Source organism: Snodgrassella sp. ESL0324 (genome assembly GCF_013344955.1).
GTDB classification, from domain to species: domain Bacteria; phylum Pseudomonadota; class Gammaproteobacteria; order Burkholderiales; family Neisseriaceae; genus Snodgrassella; species Snodgrassella alvi.
Genome location: NZ_JAAEDS010000012.1, coordinates 498,625 through 518,527 on the forward strand (window position 1 = coordinate 498,625; position 19,903 = coordinate 518,527).

The 19,903-nt window shown below is 40.4% G+C and carries 15 protein-coding genes; 12 read left to right on the forward strand and 3 right to left on the reverse strand.

Annotated elements, in window-relative coordinates; genetic code table 11:
- The first annotated feature begins 302 nt into the window (after positions 1 to 302).
- The 5 genes from gabT (at position 303) to GYY70_RS04420 (ending at position 7,538) form a co-directional block, all read left to right on the forward strand.
- Entirely contained in the window at positions 303 to 1,577 is a 1,275-nt protein-coding gene (gene gabT, locus GYY70_RS04400) for a 4-aminobutyrate--2-oxoglutarate transaminase (RefSeq protein WP_174831401.1), read from the forward strand.
- A gap of 82 nt (positions 1,578 to 1,659) precedes the next feature.
- Positions 1,660 to 3,117 (forward strand): NAD-dependent succinate-semialdehyde dehydrogenase, encoded by a 1,458-nt coding sequence (locus GYY70_RS04405; RefSeq protein WP_174831402.1) that lies wholly within the window; start codon positions 1,660 to 1,662, stop codon positions 3,115 to 3,117.
- A 161-nt stretch (positions 3,118 to 3,278) separates the two neighbouring features.
- Positions 3,279 to 4,664 (forward strand): amino acid permease, encoded by a 1,386-nt coding sequence (locus tag GYY70_RS04410; protein WP_238791815.1) that lies wholly within the window; start codon positions 3,279 to 3,281, stop codon positions 4,662 to 4,664.
- Between the two features lie 161 nt (positions 4,665 to 4,825).
- Positions 4,826 to 6,076, forward strand: coding sequence for a kynureninase (kynU, locus tag GYY70_RS04415; RefSeq protein WP_174831403.1), 1,251 nt, complete (start codon positions 4,826 to 4,828; stop codon positions 6,074 to 6,076).
- A gap of 82 nt (positions 6,077 to 6,158) precedes the next feature.
- A complete protein-coding gene (locus GYY70_RS04420) occupies positions 6,159 to 7,538 on the forward strand; it encodes an amino acid permease (protein ID WP_174831404.1) in 1,380 nt (459 codons plus the stop codon).
- Positions 7,539 to 7,729: 191 nt separating this feature from the next.
- On the opposite strand, the gene GYY70_RS04425 is transcribed toward GYY70_RS04420, so the two are convergent.
- Complete coding sequence (locus GYY70_RS04425) at positions 7,730 to 8,146, reverse strand: DUF2628 domain-containing protein (RefSeq protein ID WP_037392114.1); 417 nt, start codon at positions 8,144 to 8,146, stop codon at positions 7,730 to 7,732.
- Positions 8,147 to 8,578: 432 nt separating this feature from the next.
- A complete protein-coding gene (gene htpG / locus GYY70_RS04430; RefSeq protein WP_174831405.1) occupies positions 8,579 to 10,480 on the reverse strand; it encodes a molecular chaperone HtpG in 1,902 nt (633 codons plus the stop codon).
- A 215-nt stretch (positions 10,481 to 10,695) separates the two neighbouring features.
- On the opposite strand from htpG, the gene GYY70_RS04435 reads away from it, so the two are divergent.
- From GYY70_RS04435 to GYY70_RS04460, 6 genes are all read left to right on the forward strand, one after another.
- The gene (locus GYY70_RS04435) at positions 10,696 to 11,796 is read left to right on the forward strand and encodes a conjugal transfer protein (RefSeq protein ID WP_174831406.1); all 1,101 of its coding nucleotides are present in this window, start codon (positions 10,696 to 10,698) and stop codon (positions 11,794 to 11,796) included.
- A complete protein-coding gene (locus GYY70_RS04440; RefSeq protein ID WP_084547142.1) occupies positions 11,796 to 12,275 on the forward strand; it encodes a low molecular weight protein-tyrosine-phosphatase in 480 nt (159 codons plus the stop codon). Before GYY70_RS04435 ends, GYY70_RS04440 begins: the two co-directional genes overlap by 1 nt.
- Before the next feature lie 170 nt (positions 12,276 to 12,445).
- The gene (locus GYY70_RS04445) at positions 12,446 to 13,174 is read left to right on the forward strand and encodes a YebC/PmpR family DNA-binding transcriptional regulator (protein WP_174831407.1); all 729 of its coding nucleotides are present in this window, start codon (positions 12,446 to 12,448) and stop codon (positions 13,172 to 13,174) included.
- Between the two features lie 63 nt (positions 13,175 to 13,237).
- Positions 13,238 to 13,447, forward strand: coding sequence for a hypothetical protein (locus tag GYY70_RS04450; RefSeq protein WP_025330322.1), 210 nt, complete (start codon positions 13,238 to 13,240; stop codon positions 13,445 to 13,447).
- On the forward strand, positions 13,444 to 13,827 hold the full coding sequence (locus GYY70_RS04455; protein ID WP_238791819.1) for a VanZ family protein: 384 nt from the start codon (positions 13,444 to 13,446) through the stop codon (positions 13,825 to 13,827). Before GYY70_RS04450 ends, GYY70_RS04455 begins: the two co-directional genes overlap by 4 nt.
- A 1-nt stretch (position 13,828) precedes the next feature.
- The gene (locus GYY70_RS04460; protein ID WP_174831408.1) at positions 13,829 to 15,145 is read left to right on the forward strand and encodes an aminopeptidase P N-terminal domain-containing protein; all 1,317 of its coding nucleotides are present in this window, start codon (positions 13,829 to 13,831) and stop codon (positions 15,143 to 15,145) included.
- Positions 15,146 to 15,219: 74 nt separating this feature from the next.
- Here GYY70_RS04460 and hslO read toward each other — a convergent pair whose 3' ends face one another.
- On the reverse strand, positions 15,220 to 16,134 hold the full coding sequence (gene hslO / locus GYY70_RS04465) for an Hsp33 family molecular chaperone HslO (RefSeq protein ID WP_078474318.1): 915 nt from the start codon (positions 16,132 to 16,134) through the stop codon (positions 15,220 to 15,222).
- Between the two features lie 1,225 nt (positions 16,135 to 17,359).
- Here hslO and GYY70_RS04470 point away from each other — a divergent pair.
- The gene (locus GYY70_RS04470) at positions 17,360 to 19,597 is read left to right on the forward strand and encodes a calcium-binding protein (RefSeq protein WP_174831409.1); all 2,238 of its coding nucleotides are present in this window, start codon (positions 17,360 to 17,362) and stop codon (positions 19,595 to 19,597) included.
- Positions 19,598 to 19,903: the final 306 nt, after the last annotated feature.

The window sequence follows — 19,903 nt, forward strand, 5'->3', positions numbered from 1 at the left end:
ATACGCATAAATTAAGCAATTAATTCTTAAAATAATATTTATAATTAATATTAATTGCTAATAATACCAATTATAAAAACATTTAATTTCATTCTTATTGAATTTTTTTCAATATTCTACGTTAGAAGAATATTTACCCAGATTGACAGTATAAATTTAATCCCGTAATTTAACCGAATAAACCAATCAATTATAAGACTGATAGATTCAGTCAGTTAATTATATTGTCAGAACACATATCATACCGTTGATATTAGTAAAAACCTGCTTAGGCCGGTCTGCACTTTTTTGGAGAAAATATTATGAGTCAAACAAGCAATGTTCGTCAGCGTCAACTGGCCGCAGCCCCTCGTGGCGTCGGTTTCATGTGCGATTTTTATATTGATCACGCTAAAAATGCTGAGTTCTGGACTCCTGAAGGTAAACGTTATATTGACTTTGCCGGAGGTATCGGCGTTCTGAATACTGGTCATCTGCATCCCAAAGTACAAAAAGCAGTAGCTGATCAGTTGCAGAAATTTTCGCATACCTGTTTTAATACTGTTCCATATGAGCTGTATGCTAAGGTTGCCGAAAAAATTAATGCCAGAGCACCTATTGCCGGCGACAAGCGCACAATGTTTGTTACTTCTGGTGCTGAAGCTGTTGAAAATGCCATTAAAATTGCCCGTGCCTATACCAAAAGACGTGGTGTGATTGCATTTAACGGTGCCTTTCATGGCCGTACCAATCTCACTATGGCTTTAACCGGCAAAATCGCACCCTATAAAGTAGATTTCGGGCCGTTCCCTGCTGATATCGTACATGCACCTTATCCGAATGCACTGCATGGCGTTAGCATTGAAGATGCATTGCATGGACTTCATAATATTTTCAAATGCCATCTGGCGCCCAGTGATATTGCTGCTATTATTATCGAAGTAGTTCAGGGTGAAGGCGGCTTTAATGTTACACCAAATGAATTTCTGCGTGCCTTACGCCAGCTGGCGGATGAACACGGAATTGTGCTGATTTTTGATGAAATTCAGTCCGGCTTTGCCCGTAGCGGAAAAATGTTTGCTACCGAACTGACCGGCGTACAGCCTGATTTAATGACTATTGCCAAATCTCTGGCCGGCGGTTTTCCGCTTTCCGGTGTAGTAGGCAAAGAAGCCATAATGAATGCTCCTGTAGTAGGCGGCCTGGGCGGCACTTACGCCGGCAGTCCGCTGGGACTGGCTGCTGCTAATGCAGTTATTGATGTTATCGAAGAAGAAAAACTGTGCGAGCGCGCCAATATTCTGGGTAACAGATTGAAAGAGCGCTTTAATAATTTAAAAGAAGTTATTCCGTCTATTGCAGAAGTACGCGGACCAGGCTCCATGGTCGCCATTGAATTAGTTAAACCCGGTACCTCAGAACCAGATGCTGAACGTACCAAAAAAGTACAGCAACTGGCGCTGGAAAACGGTCTGATGATTCTGACCTGCGGACAGTATTACAACGTAATTCGTTGTCTCTATCCGCTTACTATTGAAGATCATGTATTTGATGAAGCATTGAATATACTTGAAACTGCCCTGCGTCAGGCTCAATAATATTCATTGTCTGCAGGCTGATCCGGTAGAATACTTTACCGGCAGCCTGTCATGTCTGTTTCAGTTTTTTTAGGAAAAAACTATGCAATTGCATGATTCTGCATTATTAAAAACCCAGTGTTATATAAATGGACAATGGCTGAACGCCGATAATGGCGCAGTTATTTCAGTTATCAATCCGGCTACCGGAAACAATCTGGCAGATGTGCCCCGCATGGGTACAGCAGAAGCTGAACGTGCTGTAGCAGCAGCACATGCAGCATTGAAACCATGGCAAGCCAAATCAGCTAAAGAACGCAGTAATCTTCTGCGCCGCTGGTTTGAGCTAATGATGCAGCATCAGGAAGATCTGGGCATTATCCTGACTTCAGAACAGGGGAAGCCGCTGGCTGAGGCTAAAGGTGAAATTGCCTATGGTGCATCCTATCTGGAATGGTATTCAGAAGAAGCCAAGCGTATTTATGGTGACACCATACCCGCACCGTCAAATGACAAACGGATTATGGTACTTAAGCAGCCAATCGGCGTATGTGCAGCCATTACACCGTGGAATTTTCCGAATGCGATGATTACCCGCAAGATTGCTCCGGCTCTGGCTGCCGGCTGTACTTTTGTTATTCGTCCGGCCTCGCAAACACCATTATCTGCACTGGCCATTGCTGAGCTGGCACAGCGTGCCGGCATCCCGCCCGGAGTAGTCAATGTCATTACCGGCAGCTCCAGTGAAATTGGTAAAGTATTAACTGAAGACGACCGGGTAAAAAAATTCAGTTTTACCGGCTCTACCGAGGTAGGTCGTAAACTGATTGCTCAGTGCGCCGGTACAGTAAAAAAAGTATCTATGGAACTGGGTGGTAATGCGCCATTTATCGTCTTCAATGATGCTGATATCGACGCAGCCGTAGAAGGTGCAATGATTTCCAAATTCCGCAATGCCGGCCAGACCTGCGTATGTGCCAACCGGTTGTACGTACAAAGTGCTGTATATGATGAATTCGTGGATAAACTGGCTCAGGCCATTGCCAAACTGAAAATAGGCAACGGACTGGATCAGGGTGTAACTGTCGGACCATTAATCGATGCAGGTGCAGTTAACAAAGTTCAGGAACATATTACTGATGCTATTGGCAAAGGGGCGGAAATCGTTACCGGCGGAACCGCAGATAATCACGGTGAATTATTCTTCCAGCCTACATTACTGAAAAATGTTACTCAGGACATGAAAGTTGCCCGTGAGGAAACTTTCGGTCCGCTGGCGCCGGTATTTCGTTTTGAAAGCGAAGACGAAGTTGTCAGCTGGGCTAATGACACCGAATTCGGGCTGGCCAGTTATTTCTACAGCCGTGATATCGGCAGAATAGTACGTGTCAGCGAAAATCTGGATTATGGCATGGTAGCCATCAATACAGGACTGCTGTCAAATGAAGCAGCACCTTTTGGCGGCGTCAAGCAATCCGGTCTTGGTCGGGAAGGTTCTAAATACGGTATAGAAGATTACGTTGAAATTAAATATGTACTTCTTGCCGGCGTTGACCAGTAATTCCTGAATCCGCGGCAGCCATAATCTGCTTCGCTGCCGCTTTCTTCACAATTATAAAAATCCTGAATGCACTGCATAAATCAGGATGGGACATTGTTGACTGAATTCAGCCTGCTAAAGGTGTTTCAGTCTGATATTACTTTTTCCAGAGGAGAATTAATTTGAGCACATCATCCACACTGAAAAACGGACTTAAATCACGCCATCTGACTATGATTTCTATTGCCGGCGTGATCGGAGGAGCTTTATTTATTGGCTCCGGCTCCGTAATTTACGATACAGGACCGGCAGCCATTCTTGCCTATGGTGCCGGCGGTCTTCTGGTCATGCTGATTATGCGCATGTTAGGAGAAATGGCTGTAGCTCATCCGGATAGCGGCTCTTTTTCCACATATGCCGATACTGCCATCGGCCGCTGGGCAGGTTTCAGCATTGGCTGGTTATACTGGTTTTTCTGGGCATTGCTTATGGGCTGGGAAGCCTATGTAGCCGGTAAAATTCTTAATAACTGGTTTCCAATATTTCCTATCTGGAGCTATATGCTGGCAGTAACCGTAGCTCTGGTTGTTATCAATCTGATGGATGTTAAAAATTACGGGGAATTTGAATTCTGGTTTGCTTTAATCAAAGTAGTCGCCATTGTATTGTTTCTGATTGTAGGCAGTCTGGCTATTATCAATTTATGGCCGTGGGGTCAGGCAGATGCAAAAGGCTGGACACACTTAACTGATCAGGGATTCATGCCTAAAGGATCATCATCTGTGGTAACAGCATTGCTGGGTGTTATGTTTGGCTATATTGGTGCTGAAATCGTTACTGTTGCTGCCGCAGAATCCAGCCATCCGGCTACAGAAATTCGTAAAGCCACAAAATCTGTTGTCTGGCGCATCATCCTGTTTTATGTAGGTTCGATTTTTATTACCGTTTGTCTGATTCCGTATAACGACCCGCGGCTGAATGACGCCACATGGGGAACATACAGTGTAGTATTAACCTCACTGGGAATTCCTCAGGCACGTCATATCGTCAACTTTGTTGTCCTTACTTCAGTTTTAAGCTGTTTTAATTCAGCTCTGTATACCTGTTCGCGCATGTTATATTCATTGGCAAAACGCGGCGATGCTCATCGGATCATGTCCTATACCTCGAAAAATGGCAGTCCGCAAATTGGCGTGCTTATTTCCTGTGTCTTTACCCTGTTTGCAGTGTATCTCACCGCTACCGCCAAAATGGATGTTTACAATGTACTGATGACTGCTACCGGTACGATTGCCCTGTATGTTTATCTCGCTATCAGCTGCTCACAATTATTTCTGCGTAAAAAACTGGAAAAACAAGGGCAGACACTGACATTTAAAATGTGGTGCTTTCCATGGCTGACTTATCTGGTTATCGGGCTGATTATTGCTTCGATTATTATTATGATTATCGAAGGAACCTATAAATATGCAGTAATATATACCAGCATACTGGCGGCCATCATCCTGATAATGGGTATAGTGGCACAAATATTCAAAATCGGCAGCCAGCAGAATAAAACAGACTAATATTTAATATTGGTTTTATACAGATTAGAGCAGTAATAATATTTATCTATCTTGACACAGATTGATTAAGATAAATATTCGGATAAATTAATTTAAATTTTATTCGCCATAACTGGCAACAATTCAGTACACTATTCATTTTGAAATTCAACCGGCACAAAATGATTACACTAGAACAATGTCAGCAATGGGATGCCGCCGATATTCTGGCTCCCCTAAAAAATCAGTTTGAATTACCACAAGGGGTTATATATCTGGATGGTAACTCTTTGGGTGCGAAACCCAGAAAAGCTGCAGAAAATGCTCAGGCAGTGATTAATCAGCAATGGGGTACCGATCTGATTAATAGCTGGAATAAAGCCGGCTGGTGGGATTTACCGGTACGACTAGGCAATAAAGTCGGTCAGCTGATTGGTGCTCAGGAAAATGAAACCGTTGTTACCGATACAACCAGTCTGAATCTGTTTAAAGTATTGGCCACAGCCATCCATATTCAGCAGAATAATGACAATAACCGTAAAATCATTATCGCTGAGCGTGATTCTTTCCCTACTGATATTTATATGATTGAAGGTTTCATGGCTCTGGTTAATCAGGGTTATCAGCTTCATCTAATAGATACACCGGCAGATCTGCCCGCCCGTATTAATGAAAACACTGCTGTTGTAGTGTTATCTCATGTTAACTATCGTACCGGTTACCTGCACGACATGGAAGAAATCAATGCACTGGTACATTCGCATGGTGCATTACTTATCTGGGATTTGTGTCATTCAATCGGTGCTGTACCTATTGATCTGAATGCCAGTAACAGTGATTTTGCTATTGGTTGTACTTACAAATATTTGAACGGCGGTCCCGGAGCACCTGCTATGCTGTGGGTAAATGAGCGTTATCAGACTGCATTCAGCCAGCCATTATCCGGCTGGTGGGGTCATGCGCGGCCGTTTGATATGGCTGAAAGCTATACACCTGCAGATAATATCCGTCGCTATTTATGCGGTACACAGCCAATTGTATCTATGAGCCTGATAGAAAGCGGCGTAGATATCTTTTTACAAACAGATATGCAGTCACTGCGGCACAAATCTCTGCAACTAACTGATTTACTGATTGCTCTTACTGAGCAGGAATGTGCCGGACATAACTTAACGCTGATTACACCGCGTGAACATGCTCACCGTGGCAGCCATGTCAGCCTGCGTCACCCTCATGGTTATGCCATAGTTCAGGCTCTGATTGCCCGCGGTGTAATCGGAGATTATCGCGAACCGGAAGTAATTCGCCTGGGAGTTACACCATTATATCTGAGTTATACCGATATCTGGCATGCTGTTCAGCATCTGAAACAGGTATTAATTAATGAGGAGTGGGCTCAGCCACAGTTTCACACGCGCGGACAGGTAACCTGATTTGCATTTCTTTAATCCACACAGGTACAGGCCGGGCATGAATATTCTGCTCGGCTTATGCTTTTCATCTTAAGGAAAAACGATGGGTAATTTCGAGCGTATTCAGTCTCGGGAAACAGGATTACACAAAAAGCTATCCGCCGGTCAGATGAGCATGATTGCCATTGGCGGAGCAATAGGAACCGGCTTATTTCTGGGCAGCAAATTTGCCATTGGCTTTGCCGGCCCTGCTGTTATCATCAGTTATGCACTGGGCGGCATGATTGCACTGGCTTTAATGGGATGTCTGGCTGAAATGACTGTGCAGCACCCTACTTCGGGTTCTTTTGGTGCTTATGCTGAATTTTATCTGCATCCTCTGGCCGGTTTTCTGGTGCGTTACAGTTACTGGGCCTGTATTGTTCTGGCTGTGGGTACAGAAGTCACTGCCATTGCTGAATACATGAAATTCTGGTTTCCACAGGTTGATTCATGGATATGGATTGCACTGTTTTCATGCTGCCTGATCGGCGTTAATGCCTATAGTGTCAAAGCTTTCGGTTCAGTTGAATACTGGTTTTCCACCATTAAAATTTTTGCCATTATCGTATTTATTGTACTGGCCGTCAGTGTATTACTAACGCAAAGCAGTATCAGCAGAATTGAACAAAACATGTTTAGCGGCGGTTTTGCTCCGCATGGATTTTCCGGTATCTGGACCGGTGTGATTATTTCCATTTTCAGCTATCTCGGTATTGAAATGATCGCTATAGCCGCAGGTGAAGCCACCAATCCTGAACAGGCAGTTAAAACCGCGTTTAAAGGAACTTTTGCAAGGCTATTGATATTTTATCTGCTTGCACTCAGTCTGATTGTCATGCTGGTACCGTGGCAGGAATTAATTCAAGAAGGAAGCACCAGCCCGTTTGTCAGCGTAATGAAAAACGTAGGTATACCATTTGCCGACAGTATTCTGAACTTTATTGTCATTGTTGCCGCACTTTCAGCCATGAACAGTATGCTCTATATTGCTACCCGTATGATGTTCAGCCTGTCTCGTGCTAACGAAGCACCACAAATATTCGGTAAAGTAAAAAGTAATGGCGTACCACTGAATGCACTGGCTTTATCCTCTGCCGGTATCGCTGTCGCCGCACTGGTTTATATTTTAAATCCGGAAACAGCTTTTCCGGTTATGATAGCTTTGTCTATGTTTGGTGCATTATTCAGCTGGGGAGCTGTATTTCTGACACATCTGTGTTTTCGCATCCGGATGCAGCGGCAACAGCAAAAACTAAAATTCCGTGTACCCGGTTTTCCATTTGTCACTATAGCCGGTTTATTGGCAATCATCAGCATCATGATCACCACATGGTTTACCCCGATATTTCATGCTACCTTATTATTTGGTTTACCTTTTCTGGCATTTTTAATTCTGGCATATATTATTCAGATATATCATAAAAAAAGTATAAATAAATAAATATGTACAAAGTGTATATATCATAATAGCATCAATGCCAACTGGCATTGATGCTGTTATTAAATTAATAGAAAACAATATGGGATTAATAAATTAAATATCTATTTTTCATCAATAATAAATAAAATAATATTTATTGAATTTTAGTAAACTCAATATATAATTTTTATATAAATTAAATATTTATTATATTAAATCTGCATTCCTTCAAAAGGATTAAAAGATTTGGATTTTTTAGTTCTATGTACATAATAAATAGGATTAGTCATAACAGCCCAAAAGATTGCATAACAACAACCTGCTGCCGCTTTAGAAAGAAGCAGTATTAGTAATAAATCTAGTACTGTTAAAAATAACAATATAGTTAGCGCTTTACGCCACATACCTAAATAAAAATAATAGAAAGGACCAAAAAAGAATGCTTTCCAGTTCATCGCCATCGTCATTTGTGACTTAAATGGTAAACTTTTAAAATTTTTTACATATTTATCTGTTTGTTTGAAAACCTTTGGTATACCATTTTCTTCATAAAATTTGAATCTGAACAGCCATGCATCACTAAGCCCCATGTCGGAAAAATCACATTTTTTTTCAGTACTCTCGTCCATAAATAACCTATAGATATATTAATTACTAATTTAAAAATTTTAATTAAATACAAAAAAACTTCATTAAGTTTAACATAAATAATTTTATTTAAATAATATTACAGAATTTACCTTAATATTGTTTGACTATTGTTAAATTTTAGAGATTAATTTGAATATAATCACAGTTCATTTACTGATAATTTTCATCTAATAATTTAATTATTTATAATTATCAATATTTTGTGATATATCAGTGATTAACTATAGATTATCATCTATCACAATCAGAAAATTTAATATTCTCTCAACTGTAATACTACTATTTAATTACGGAAATACTATTCTTATTTAATAAATTACATTTTTATCTGTTCAGCAAAAAATTACCGACAGGTAAAACAAAAGAGCTGCTTGTGATAAAGCAGCTCTTTTGGTCTGATAAAAACAATATTACTGATTTAGTGTCAGCAATAAATGATTCATGCGTTTTACAAATGCCGCCGGATTTTCCAGTTTACCGCCTTCAGCCAGCAAAGCCTGATCATATACCAGCTCAGCCAGTTCATTGCGCTGTACTTCGTCCTGCTCAGAAGCAATTTTCTTAATCAAAGGATGATCCGGATTGATTTCCAGTGTTGGTTTGGTCTGCGGAATTTGACCGGCTGCGCCGCCGGAAGCTTCCAGCATTCTTGCCAGATGCTGGCTCATATCATGCTCACCAACAACCAGACATGCCGGACTTTCTGTCAAACGGGCAGTAGCACGAACAGCGTCAACTTTATCACCCAGAGCAGTTTTAATCTGCTCTACCAGTTCCTTATTGTCTTCTTCTGTTTTAGCCTGAGCTGCTTTTTCTTCCTCATCAGCCAGATTACCTAAGTCCAGTGAACCCTTGGCTACACTTACCAAACCCTTGCCGTCAAATTCAGATAAGCTGTTTACCACCCATTCATCCACACGATCAGTCAGCAGCAGTACCTCAACACCTTTTTTCAGGAAAATTTCCAGATGCGGGCTATTTTTGGCAGCAGCATAACTATCGGCAGTAATATAGTAAATTTTCTCCTGCCCCTCTTTCATCCGACCAATATAATCAGCCAGAGTAACATTTTGCTCACTACTATCATTATGCGTAGAGGCAAACCGGCATAGACCAGCTATTTTGTCTTTATTAGTGAAATCTTCAGCAATACCTTCTTTCAGTGTATTACCGAACACCTGCCAGAATTCAGCATATTTTTCCGGCTGATTTTTCTTCAGATCTTCTAAAAGAGACAATACTTTTTTAACACTGCCAGAGCGAATTGCATCCAGATCACGGCTTTCCTGCAAAATTTCACGGGATACATTCAAAGGCAAATCGCTGCTGTCGATCACTCCGCGAATAAAACGCAGATAAGAAGGCATCAGCTTTTTCGCATCATCCATAATGAATACACGTTTTACATATAACTGTACACCATGCTTAGGTTCACGCTCATATAAATCAAATGGTGCATGTTTCGGAATGTACAGCAATCCGGTGTATTCATGCCGTCCTTCCACACGGAAATGTGTCCACGCTAAAGCATCATCATAATCGTGTGATACATGACGATAGAAAGTCTGGTACTGCTCATCGGTAATTTCATTTTTCGGCCGCTGCCATAAAGCCTGAGCCTGATTAACCACTTCCAGCTCATCTGAAACTTTTACATTACCTTCTTCATCATATTCAGGCGCTTTTTTCATATAAATCGGCACAGAAATATGATCACTATAAGTTGTTACAATCCGGCGCAAAGTCCAGTCAGACAACAAATCTTTTTCATCATCTTTAAGATGCAGAATTACATCTGTACCACGGGCAGACTTACTAATCGGTTCAACAGTAAATTCGCCGTCACCAACACTCACCCAGCGTACAGCTTGATTTTCAGCGGCACCTGCCCTGCGGCTTTCAACAGTTACCTTATCAGCCACGATAAATGCAGAATAAAAACCTACACCAAACTGCCCGATAAGATTGGCATCTTTTTTATCGTCGCCAGTCAGTTTTTCCAGAAATGCTTTGGTACCGGATTTAGCAATGGTGCCCAGATGTTCAATAATATCGGCTTCAGTCATACCGATACCATTATCAGATACAGTAATGGTTTTAGCTTCTGCATCAGCAGTAACCTTAATCCTGAATTCTGCATCATCTCCCAGCAAAGAAGCATCATTCAGAGACTCAAAGCGCAATTTATCGCACGCATCGGCAGCATTGGAAATCAGTTCCCGCAAAAAGATTTCTTTATTGCTGTATAAAGAATGAATCATCAACTGTAACAACTGTTTTACTTCAGTCTGAAAACTGTGTGTCTGTTTCATAATTTTCTCAAAAGCCCAAATATATGATTGTTGTTAATTTAAAATATGGGCAGCACATTTCAGTTTCAAGCCGGATAGTCATATGTCTGCTTGATGTACAGCTTTTTCCGCAAGCACAAAATATCAGACAAATATCAGTATATACATTTCAGACAAAGCTAATTTGTTACAATAGAATATTTACTAAGCCTACTAAATAAAAACGATCAAACATCATGAACACCCATCATTGTTTGCCTGATACCCGCGCATTTCCTACCGATCAGGTTAAAAACGAACTGCTGCTGCATGCAGCCAGTCTAGTAACACCTACATCAAAAGCACAAACTACCCTTGCCCGTGAGAGCCTGCAAACTGAAATCAGCCGTATGCTGGCACAAAATCACTATACCAACCTTTCTGTAGCACTGGCTATGGCGGCCAATAGTGATATTTACAATGCACTGTGGAACAATATGGAAACTGTATTACAAGCACGTAATCAGACAGAAGTACAATGGTTGGCTTTGCCCGTGATAATAGTAGGTGGTGCTAAAGAAAATATCTCTCTGCCAGACAGCATACCCGCAGAAGCCATTGCTGAAATCTTCAAAAACCGTCCATGGTCTGATGAATGGAATAAAATTCACTGGGCATCTCATCTTGTGAGTGATACTACCCTGACCCATATCAAAGCCAGTCAATGGTATGCTGCTAAACAAAATCAACAGATGGCCGCAGATTTTCTCGGTCAGTTACCTAAAACACCACTAATAGTTGAAAGCGGACAATCAGTACAGGTTTTTTATGCCCTTGGTTTTTCCGGACCAGACATTCAGTCTGCCCTTAACTGCAATCTGGCAGATACTGCCCTGCCGCTCATGCAAGTCTGGCAAACTCATCTGGCTACAGCCGGTGCTACGCTGTTTATCAACCCGCTTGCGCCACAATCACCATTAAACGCCTTACGCTCTGGCAGTGCCATGCGTCTGCGAATGGCCTGTGATGTCTTTACGACTAATGCTATCCGGGCGATTCGCCTGCAAAGTCCGCGGGTTGGCGTAGTTATTGCTGCTCAGGAAGGCGGGAATATATTATTTGGCTTCAACGCAACCGACAGTGTATTTGAACTTCAGCCACAAATTTTCCGCTGGCCGCTGACACAGGCAGACAACATTGACAGCATAATACAAAATTTCATTGATCTTCTGGCTGAGTGCAATGTTGAAAATATTCGTCTGTTACATGAACCAATCAGTGCGCAGGCCCAATTGCCTAATTATGCCCAATCTATCAATATGGTCGGGCATAACCCACTTTTCCCACGGAGTCACTGATGGCTGCAACTAAAGTATTATTTGTCTGTCTGGGTAATATTTGCCGTTCTCCCATGGCAGAATACATTCTGCGCGACCTGGTAACAAAAAAAGGTCTGAGTGAACAGATTGAAATTGCCAGCGCCGGCACTTCCGGCTGGCACAATGGTGAAGACATGCACTCAGGCACCAAAGAAATTCTGCATGCAAAACAAATCAGTACTAAAGATTTTCAAAGTAGTGAAGTAAGGCCGGAGGATATTGCCATTTACGATCATATTATTGCTATGGATGATAAAAACCTGCAGGACTTATCCCGTATTTTTGGGTGTAGCCGTCCGGATAAAGTCTACAAAATTACCGATTTATTACCAGACAGCGAATATGACTACGTACCAGACCCTTATTTCAGCGGTAATTTTACAGAAACCTGCACCATCATCCATGCCGGCTGCGAGGCATGGCTCAAATACTGGCAAACCTCAGCAGGCAAACAGTAATCCAGATTACCCGCCGTTTATACTATCCGGATAGAATCTACTCAATAAAAGAGCAATATGGTAAAATTAATACCATATTTCAATTATTTGATGGTATTAAAACTTGCCAAAGCGCTCAGCTTTGGCATTGTTTTGGTACGTAAAATCAACATAGCAATAAGGAATTTAAAATGGCAGGACATAGTAAGTGGGCCAATATCCAGCATCGTAAAGGTCGTCAGGATGCCAAACGCGGCAAAATCTTCACCCGCCTGATTAAAGAAATTACCATTGCAGCCCGTCTGGGCGGTGGCGATCCGAATGCCAATCCACGCCTGCGTCTGGCAATGGATAAAGCCACTGATGCCAACATGCCCAAAGATAATATTCAGCGGGCAATAGATAAAGGTACAGGTAATCTTGAAGGTGTTGAATATGCAGAACTGCGTTACGAAGGCTATGGCATTGGCGGAGCGGCAGTAATGGTAGACTGCCTGACCGACAATAAAACCCGTACCGTAGCCGATGTACGCCATGCCTTCACCAAACATGGCGGCAATCTTGGTACAGACGGTTCAGTAGCTTTTCAGTTTGTTCATCAGGGCTATTTACTCTTCAGCCCGGAAGTGGATGAAGATACTCTCATGGAGGCTGCTCTCGAAGCAGGTGCTGAAGACGTTATCGTACAGGAAGATGGTTCTAAAGAAGTCATCACCGAGCCCTATCAGTACAGCAGTGTTAAAGAAGCACTGGAAGCAGCGGGTTTGCACGCGGCCGATGGCGAAGTAACCATGCGTGCAGTTAATGAAACCGTTCTGCAAGGAGCAGAAGCTGAAAAAATGCAGCGTTTATTAGACGCACTTGAAGATCTTGATGATGTTCAGAACGTTTATACTACAGCCGTACTGGAAACTGAATAAACATAAAACGGACTGTTACTCAGTCCGTTTTTATCATTAACAGCATATTATTACCATTGATTCATGCAAGCTATAACCGAACTTTTTCAAACAGCTTCTGCCGGTGAATGCGCTGAAATTTTAGATTTCTGGCTCAACGAATGCAGCCTTGATGAAGCACCAGATGTACATACAGTAAAACTATGGCAACAATTGTTTCAGCAGCGCGGCAGTAAATTTAACCGTCTGGCTACCCTGTGTCAGCAATGGCTAATTGAAACAGACTCATTATGAAATCATCATGGATGAATAAATGGCTGTTCCTTGCCGCCATCTGGTTTCTGGCCAGCCTGTATTTTTTATTCTTCAAAGCAAGCGGTAATCAGGTGCCTATTCCGCAATTTGATAAAATCTGTCACTTTGGCTTATTTTTCGGCCAATTCTGGCTCCTGTCCAAATCCTGCTTCAGTGCCGGCATCACAATTCCGCTACGCCTGCTAATTATAACTGCCATTATCTGGGCTGCTTCCAGCGAAATCATTCAGGCACTGTTCACTAAACGTGAGGGCGATATAATGGATGCAATGGCCGATCTCATCGGTGCCGCACTGGCACTTTGGCTGGCTCGTCAAATACAAACAGCTCGCCGCAACATCAGCAGGGAGAAATATTAAAATGGATATTACCGTTTATCAGCAACGCCGTCAGACTGTACTGAATAAAATCGGCGAAGATGGCATTGCCATTATATTTGCCGCTCCGGAACAACGCCGCAGTAATGACACAGAATACCCCTTCAGACAGGATAGCTACTTTCATTACCTGACCGGTTTTCCTGAGCCCGGAGCAGCATTGATACTGAATGGACGTGAACACACCTCCACTCTTCTGTGCCGCAATAAAGACCCTGAACACGAAATCTGGAACGGTTTCCGATATGGTTATACAGCTGCACGAGAGCAATTTGCTTTCGACTCAGCCGATGATATCAACCAGTGGCCGGTTTTGCTTAAACAAGCACTGGCTGGTCACCGACGACTCTTCGCATTGTGGGGACTATATCCTGAAAATGACCCTAAGCTCATTGAATTATGGTATGAAGTTGCCCGTATAGCCAATTATCGCAGTGCTAATGGCAGTAAGATTGCACCTGACAGCCTGGTAAATCTGGTCAGCATCCTTGATCCGATGCGTCTTATCAAAGATAAACATGAACAGTCGATCATGCGCATTGCCGCAGAAATCAGCGCACAAGCTCATATTCGTGCCATGCAGACTACTCGTGCCGGTCAGTATGAATATCAGGTAGAGGCAGAAATTCTGCATGAATTCATGCAACGCGGAGCACGCTATCCATCGTACAACAGCATAGTTGCCGGGGGCAAAAATGCCTGTTGTCTGCATTATGTCAGCAATAACTGTCAGTTGCAGCAAAATGATTTACTCATGATTGATGCAGGTGCCGAATACCAGATGTATGCTGGTGATATTAGCCGCACCTTTCCCGTCAGCGGGCGTTTCAGCAGTGCACAAAAAGATATCTACGATATAGTACTGGCTGTTAACCAGGCGAGCATTGCCTCTACTGTAAAACAAGCAAATTGGCAGAATATCAGTGCTACAGCCATCAGCATGCTAACCCAGGGGCTGATTGATCTGGGCATCCTCCATGGCAGTCTCGAACAGAATATTGAAACTCAGACTTATCGGCGTTTTTATATGCATGGGCTCGGACACTGGCTCGGACTGGATGTTCATGATGTTGGTGGCCGTTTTGACAGCAATGAACAGCCTATTTTGCTTCAGGCGGGAATGGTAACGACCATAGAGCCTGGTTTATATATCAGCGCAGCAGATGATATACCTCAGGCATTTCATAATATTGGTATCCGCATTGAAGACAACGTTCTGATTACAGAAACCGGTAATGAAGTACTCACTGCTTCTGTACCTAAAACTACCGCAGAAATCGAAACATTGATGCAGCACTAAATCAGAATTTAATCAGTATTAGCCATTAAAATAGCCGGATAACATTTATCCGGCTATTTTTTATAAATGTACATTTAATGATTAAGCTGTCGTGCAGCCAGTTCCTCCTGCGCAGTAGCCACAATATCAGTACCAAACAAAGAATTCACATCTGCCTCATCAAATACATAGCGTGCATGACAAAAATCACAGTTCACCTCAATACTGCCTTGCTCCGCTACAGCCTCACCTACTTCTTGTCCGCCAAGCAATAGCAGCATATCACCAACCTTAGCACGCGAGCAGGTACAGGAAAATTCAACATTCTGAGGTGTAAACACCCTTAGCTCATGCTCATGAAACAGCCTGAATAGCAATGTCTGCACATCCAGCCGCAACAACTCATCCGCCGTAAGCGTCTCAGATAAAGCTGATAACTCTGTCCAGCTATCTTCATCTATATCCTGTTCGGGTAACTTTTGCAGTAATAGACCGCTGGCATGCTCATCATCCGCAGCAAGCATAATATATGTAGCCAGCTGTTCGGAACGCGCCATATAATTCATCAGCATCTGAGCAATACTGCTACCACTAAGCTCCACCATACCCTGCCAGGATTCACCCTGAGAGGGCTGCAAAGTCAGTACAAACATTCCTCCTTCACCAAGCAAATCTACCAGTGTCATATTGTCATCAATGACAGCAGATTCATCCCAGCGTGCTGTTGCCCGGCAGGTTGCTGCCGATGTAGCTTCCGCCACCAGCATTTTCAAAACGCCCTTACCCTGCACCTGTACAATCAGATTACCATCAAATTTCAGATTACTGGCCAACAATACCGCAGCCACAGTCAGCTCACCCAGAGCCTGATGAATTGCCTTAGGATAGATTTTATTTTCTGCCACATGCCGCCATACCTGCTGCAAATTCACATGCAGACCACGTACAGGACAGTCATCAAACATAAACCTCGTTAACTGATCTGCTTGCACCATTTTATTTTCTGTCATCATTCCAATCCCGGCAAAATAATCAAACAATATGACCTCATCCGCCCAAAAATCAAGTAAAAGAAATCTCCGTTTGCATTAATATATATTTGACCTGATAAATCAGTTTATACTAAAAATATAAAATTAAACTAAGATATATATATAAATTAAATTTTAATTATCATTTAATAATTTCAACCCAAAAATTAACTATAACAATGTAATAAATTATTTATAAATATACATACTTAACTTAAAAACAATATTAAAAGCAAAAATGCATAAAATATGAATACTATTATTGCAACTAAGTAACTATAAATTTGCAGAAGTGGCAATGATTGTCATATATAGAAATAATAATAATTGTATCCTGATTGAAGGTAAGAGTCTTAATTCTCTCTGGGAACAACCGAAAGTAACATCTACTTTTTTATATCAGGATCCGGGCTGGATGAAATAGTAGAAAATACCATTCTTCCTGATGATATAAAAACCATCTTTGTCTCCGGCTGCGCCAGCAATGAACTTTGTTTAGCTTAAATTCTAATGAATTAATCATTAATCACATAGATACCTCAGACTAAATAAACATTAGTTCATAAGGCTCAATTACCTAACATTTTAATATTACAACTTCCGATACAAACAAATAGGTGCAGCTCAGATAACTGATTAATGCTTTATCTGGATATTATAATACCAATGAAATAAATATAACTGATACTTGAATAAATAAGTATAATTTTTCTTCCTCTACCTGTTTTAATACAGAAATAATCAACTAAATGCTGTAGTTTAATTCATATGCAAACTTAGCTGCCATATAGGATTAATTAATAGATTTAGCTCTGCTTGCTTTATATAAATACCTGCTACTCTATAACCGGCAAGTGGTTTTATTTGGAAACAGTTTCTATTTTTCAATAACTTTTATTAAAAATTTAATATAAATCAAATTTAAAGAGAATATTTGATTTATATTAAATTTTTAACTCTTTGATACAGTATAATTTTCTTTCGAGAGATGAAAATTAAATTGTCACAATATTCTAGAATATAAAATTAAAATTAATTCTATATTCTATTACTAATAAAATATTTTCTAATTTATAAAGGAGAAGCATATAGATAATCAAATTTATTATAAACAGTAAATATATATTTATCATATTAATATTATATAAATATGATCAGGATAATTTTTATTATTTATTGAAATGATTACATTTAGGAGATAATAATGACCCAATCTCAGAATATATCAACCGTTAATACTGTTGTTAGCACTTCAGAAAATGAATTTCTGAAAGGTACTGATTATAAAAAAGATCGTTATATTTTTCAGAAAGGTCACGGACAAGATATTATTGAAGATATCGGCTTTGCAAGCCGCCCGGATGATACTCTGGAATACTATGAAGAATCTGATGAGCAAAAACGTTTAGAAAATTTTGAAAATGAAATTAACGAATTAATTTTCAAAGATTCAAATTCGGTTAATACCGCATTTATCAGGTCCGGAAATGATCTGATTATTAAAGCTTATGGCGAAAAAGATTCAGTCACTTTACGTAATTTTTTCATTGATCCTGCTAATCCGGAAGACAACAATAGATATAGAAACTATAAATTTATATTTCAGGATAAAACAATTACGCTGAATGACATTAGTCATATGCCTTTTGAAGCACCATATAATCCTTTATATAGAGCTTATACAGGCTGGCTTGGAAACGACATTATTAAAGGTAGTTCAAAAGCAGATACTTTGTATGGTTACGACGGTGATGACATTCTTTATGGCTATGATGGTAATGACGAATTGAGCGGTGGGATGGGCAATGACACTATTTACGGAGGAGATGGTAATGACATTCTCTATGGAGGAGATGAGTATTCTGAAGCTAACAGGGATGGCGACGACTATCTTGATGGTGGTAACGGAGACGATGAAATTTATGGAGGTGGTGGACACGACACCCTGATTGGAGGAGCCGGCAACGATTATCTGGCTGGCGGTGACTGGGAAAGTGATTCTTACATTTTTCATAAAGGTCATGGGCAAGACATTATAGAAGATAAGGGCTACGATCAGTTGCCATTCTTATCCCAGAGCAATCAGCTCAAATTTACAGAGGCTAAAAGCACTGATGCAGTATTCAAACGTGACGGAGAAGATTTATTAGTTTATGCATACAAAAATGATGACTGTGTCAGACTAAAAGATTATTTTAAAGATGCTTTCCATCGGGCATTTATCTTCTGTTTTGAGGATCAGACATTGGATATTAGTGGTATTGCGCAGAAACTGTCAGAGCAAAGTGGTGAAAGCATGGCAGAGATACTTGATAATTTCATTTCTCAGGGTATACAGACTGCTTCAAAACCCGGTGATGTTTTATCAGGCGAAAATTCGGAAACCGGTGAATTGTATAATCAGCTAATCGGCAGCAATGGTAATGATAGATTATCTGGAGAAAATGAATATAACTTCATAGATGCCGGTGATGGTGATGACACTCTGATTGCAAACGGTGAATATAATATTCTGATTGGTGGTCGTGGTAACGATTACATGATTGGTTCTGAAGATTGTAAGGATATCTATATTTTTGAAGAAGGTCATGGTCAGGATACCATCGAAGATGGAGGTGAAAATAGTACTCTTAAAGATGGAGCATTAACCAATGAACTGATATTTAAAGGTGCTCAAAAAGATAATATCCAATTTTACCGTGAATTCAATGATTTAATTATTCGTGCATATAACAGTAATGATTCAGTTAGATTAAAAGAATTCTTTGAGATTGATTATTATCAGGATTACAGATTGATATTTGAAGATGGTACTATATCAAGTATTGATATTCCTAAAAACCTGCCAATTAATGGCACCAGTGATAATGATTACATTGAGGGTGACGAAACAAATGATATTATTTACGGGGGTGCAGGTGATGATACTATTTTCGGATATGAAGGTGATGATATTCTCTACGGAGGTGCAGGTGATGATGATATTTCAGGAGATGAAGGTAACGACATTTTAATCGGTGGCAGTGGAAATGATCTTCTTGATGGAGGAAGCGGAAGTGATCGTTATATATTTGAAGCTGGTCATGGACAGGATACGGTTACAGACACAGGATGGAATTACAATCCTAAAAACATTAACTCACTTGAATTTACAGAATATCATAGTAATGAATTATGGTTCAGAGAGGATGGATCTGATTTGATTATCAGCCATATCGGAACAAACGATCAGGTAACAGTTACTTCATGGTTTGAAAATACTGATTATCAAAACTATAATGTTATTACTGCTGATGGTAAAAGGATAAATTCAAATCAGATACAACAACTGGTTGAAGCCATGGCTGCATTTACAAATGATTGCGACTATAACTCTCCGGATATTGCCAGTCAGATGCAGCAATTTATACAAAAAGCAAATGTTGCTGCCTATTGGGGCTAATCAACCGATTTAATTAACTTTAATTATTACCTGCCAGCTATAAACTGACAGGTAATTTTTTATCTTTCAAACTTAGATTTTTATTTTATTTACATATTTAGCAATTTTTCATTTAATCAGTTTACCAATGATCAAAAATAAACAATTAATTCGCTCAAATATAAAACAATTATGAATTTGTTTTTTACTATGAATAAATATCTATATTGAGTATTTAAATATACAATTTTTTATACAGAGTAATTCTATTGCAGTATCTTTAAGGATATTCAGTTGATAAAAAATTTTATTCAAATTGAATTTTAG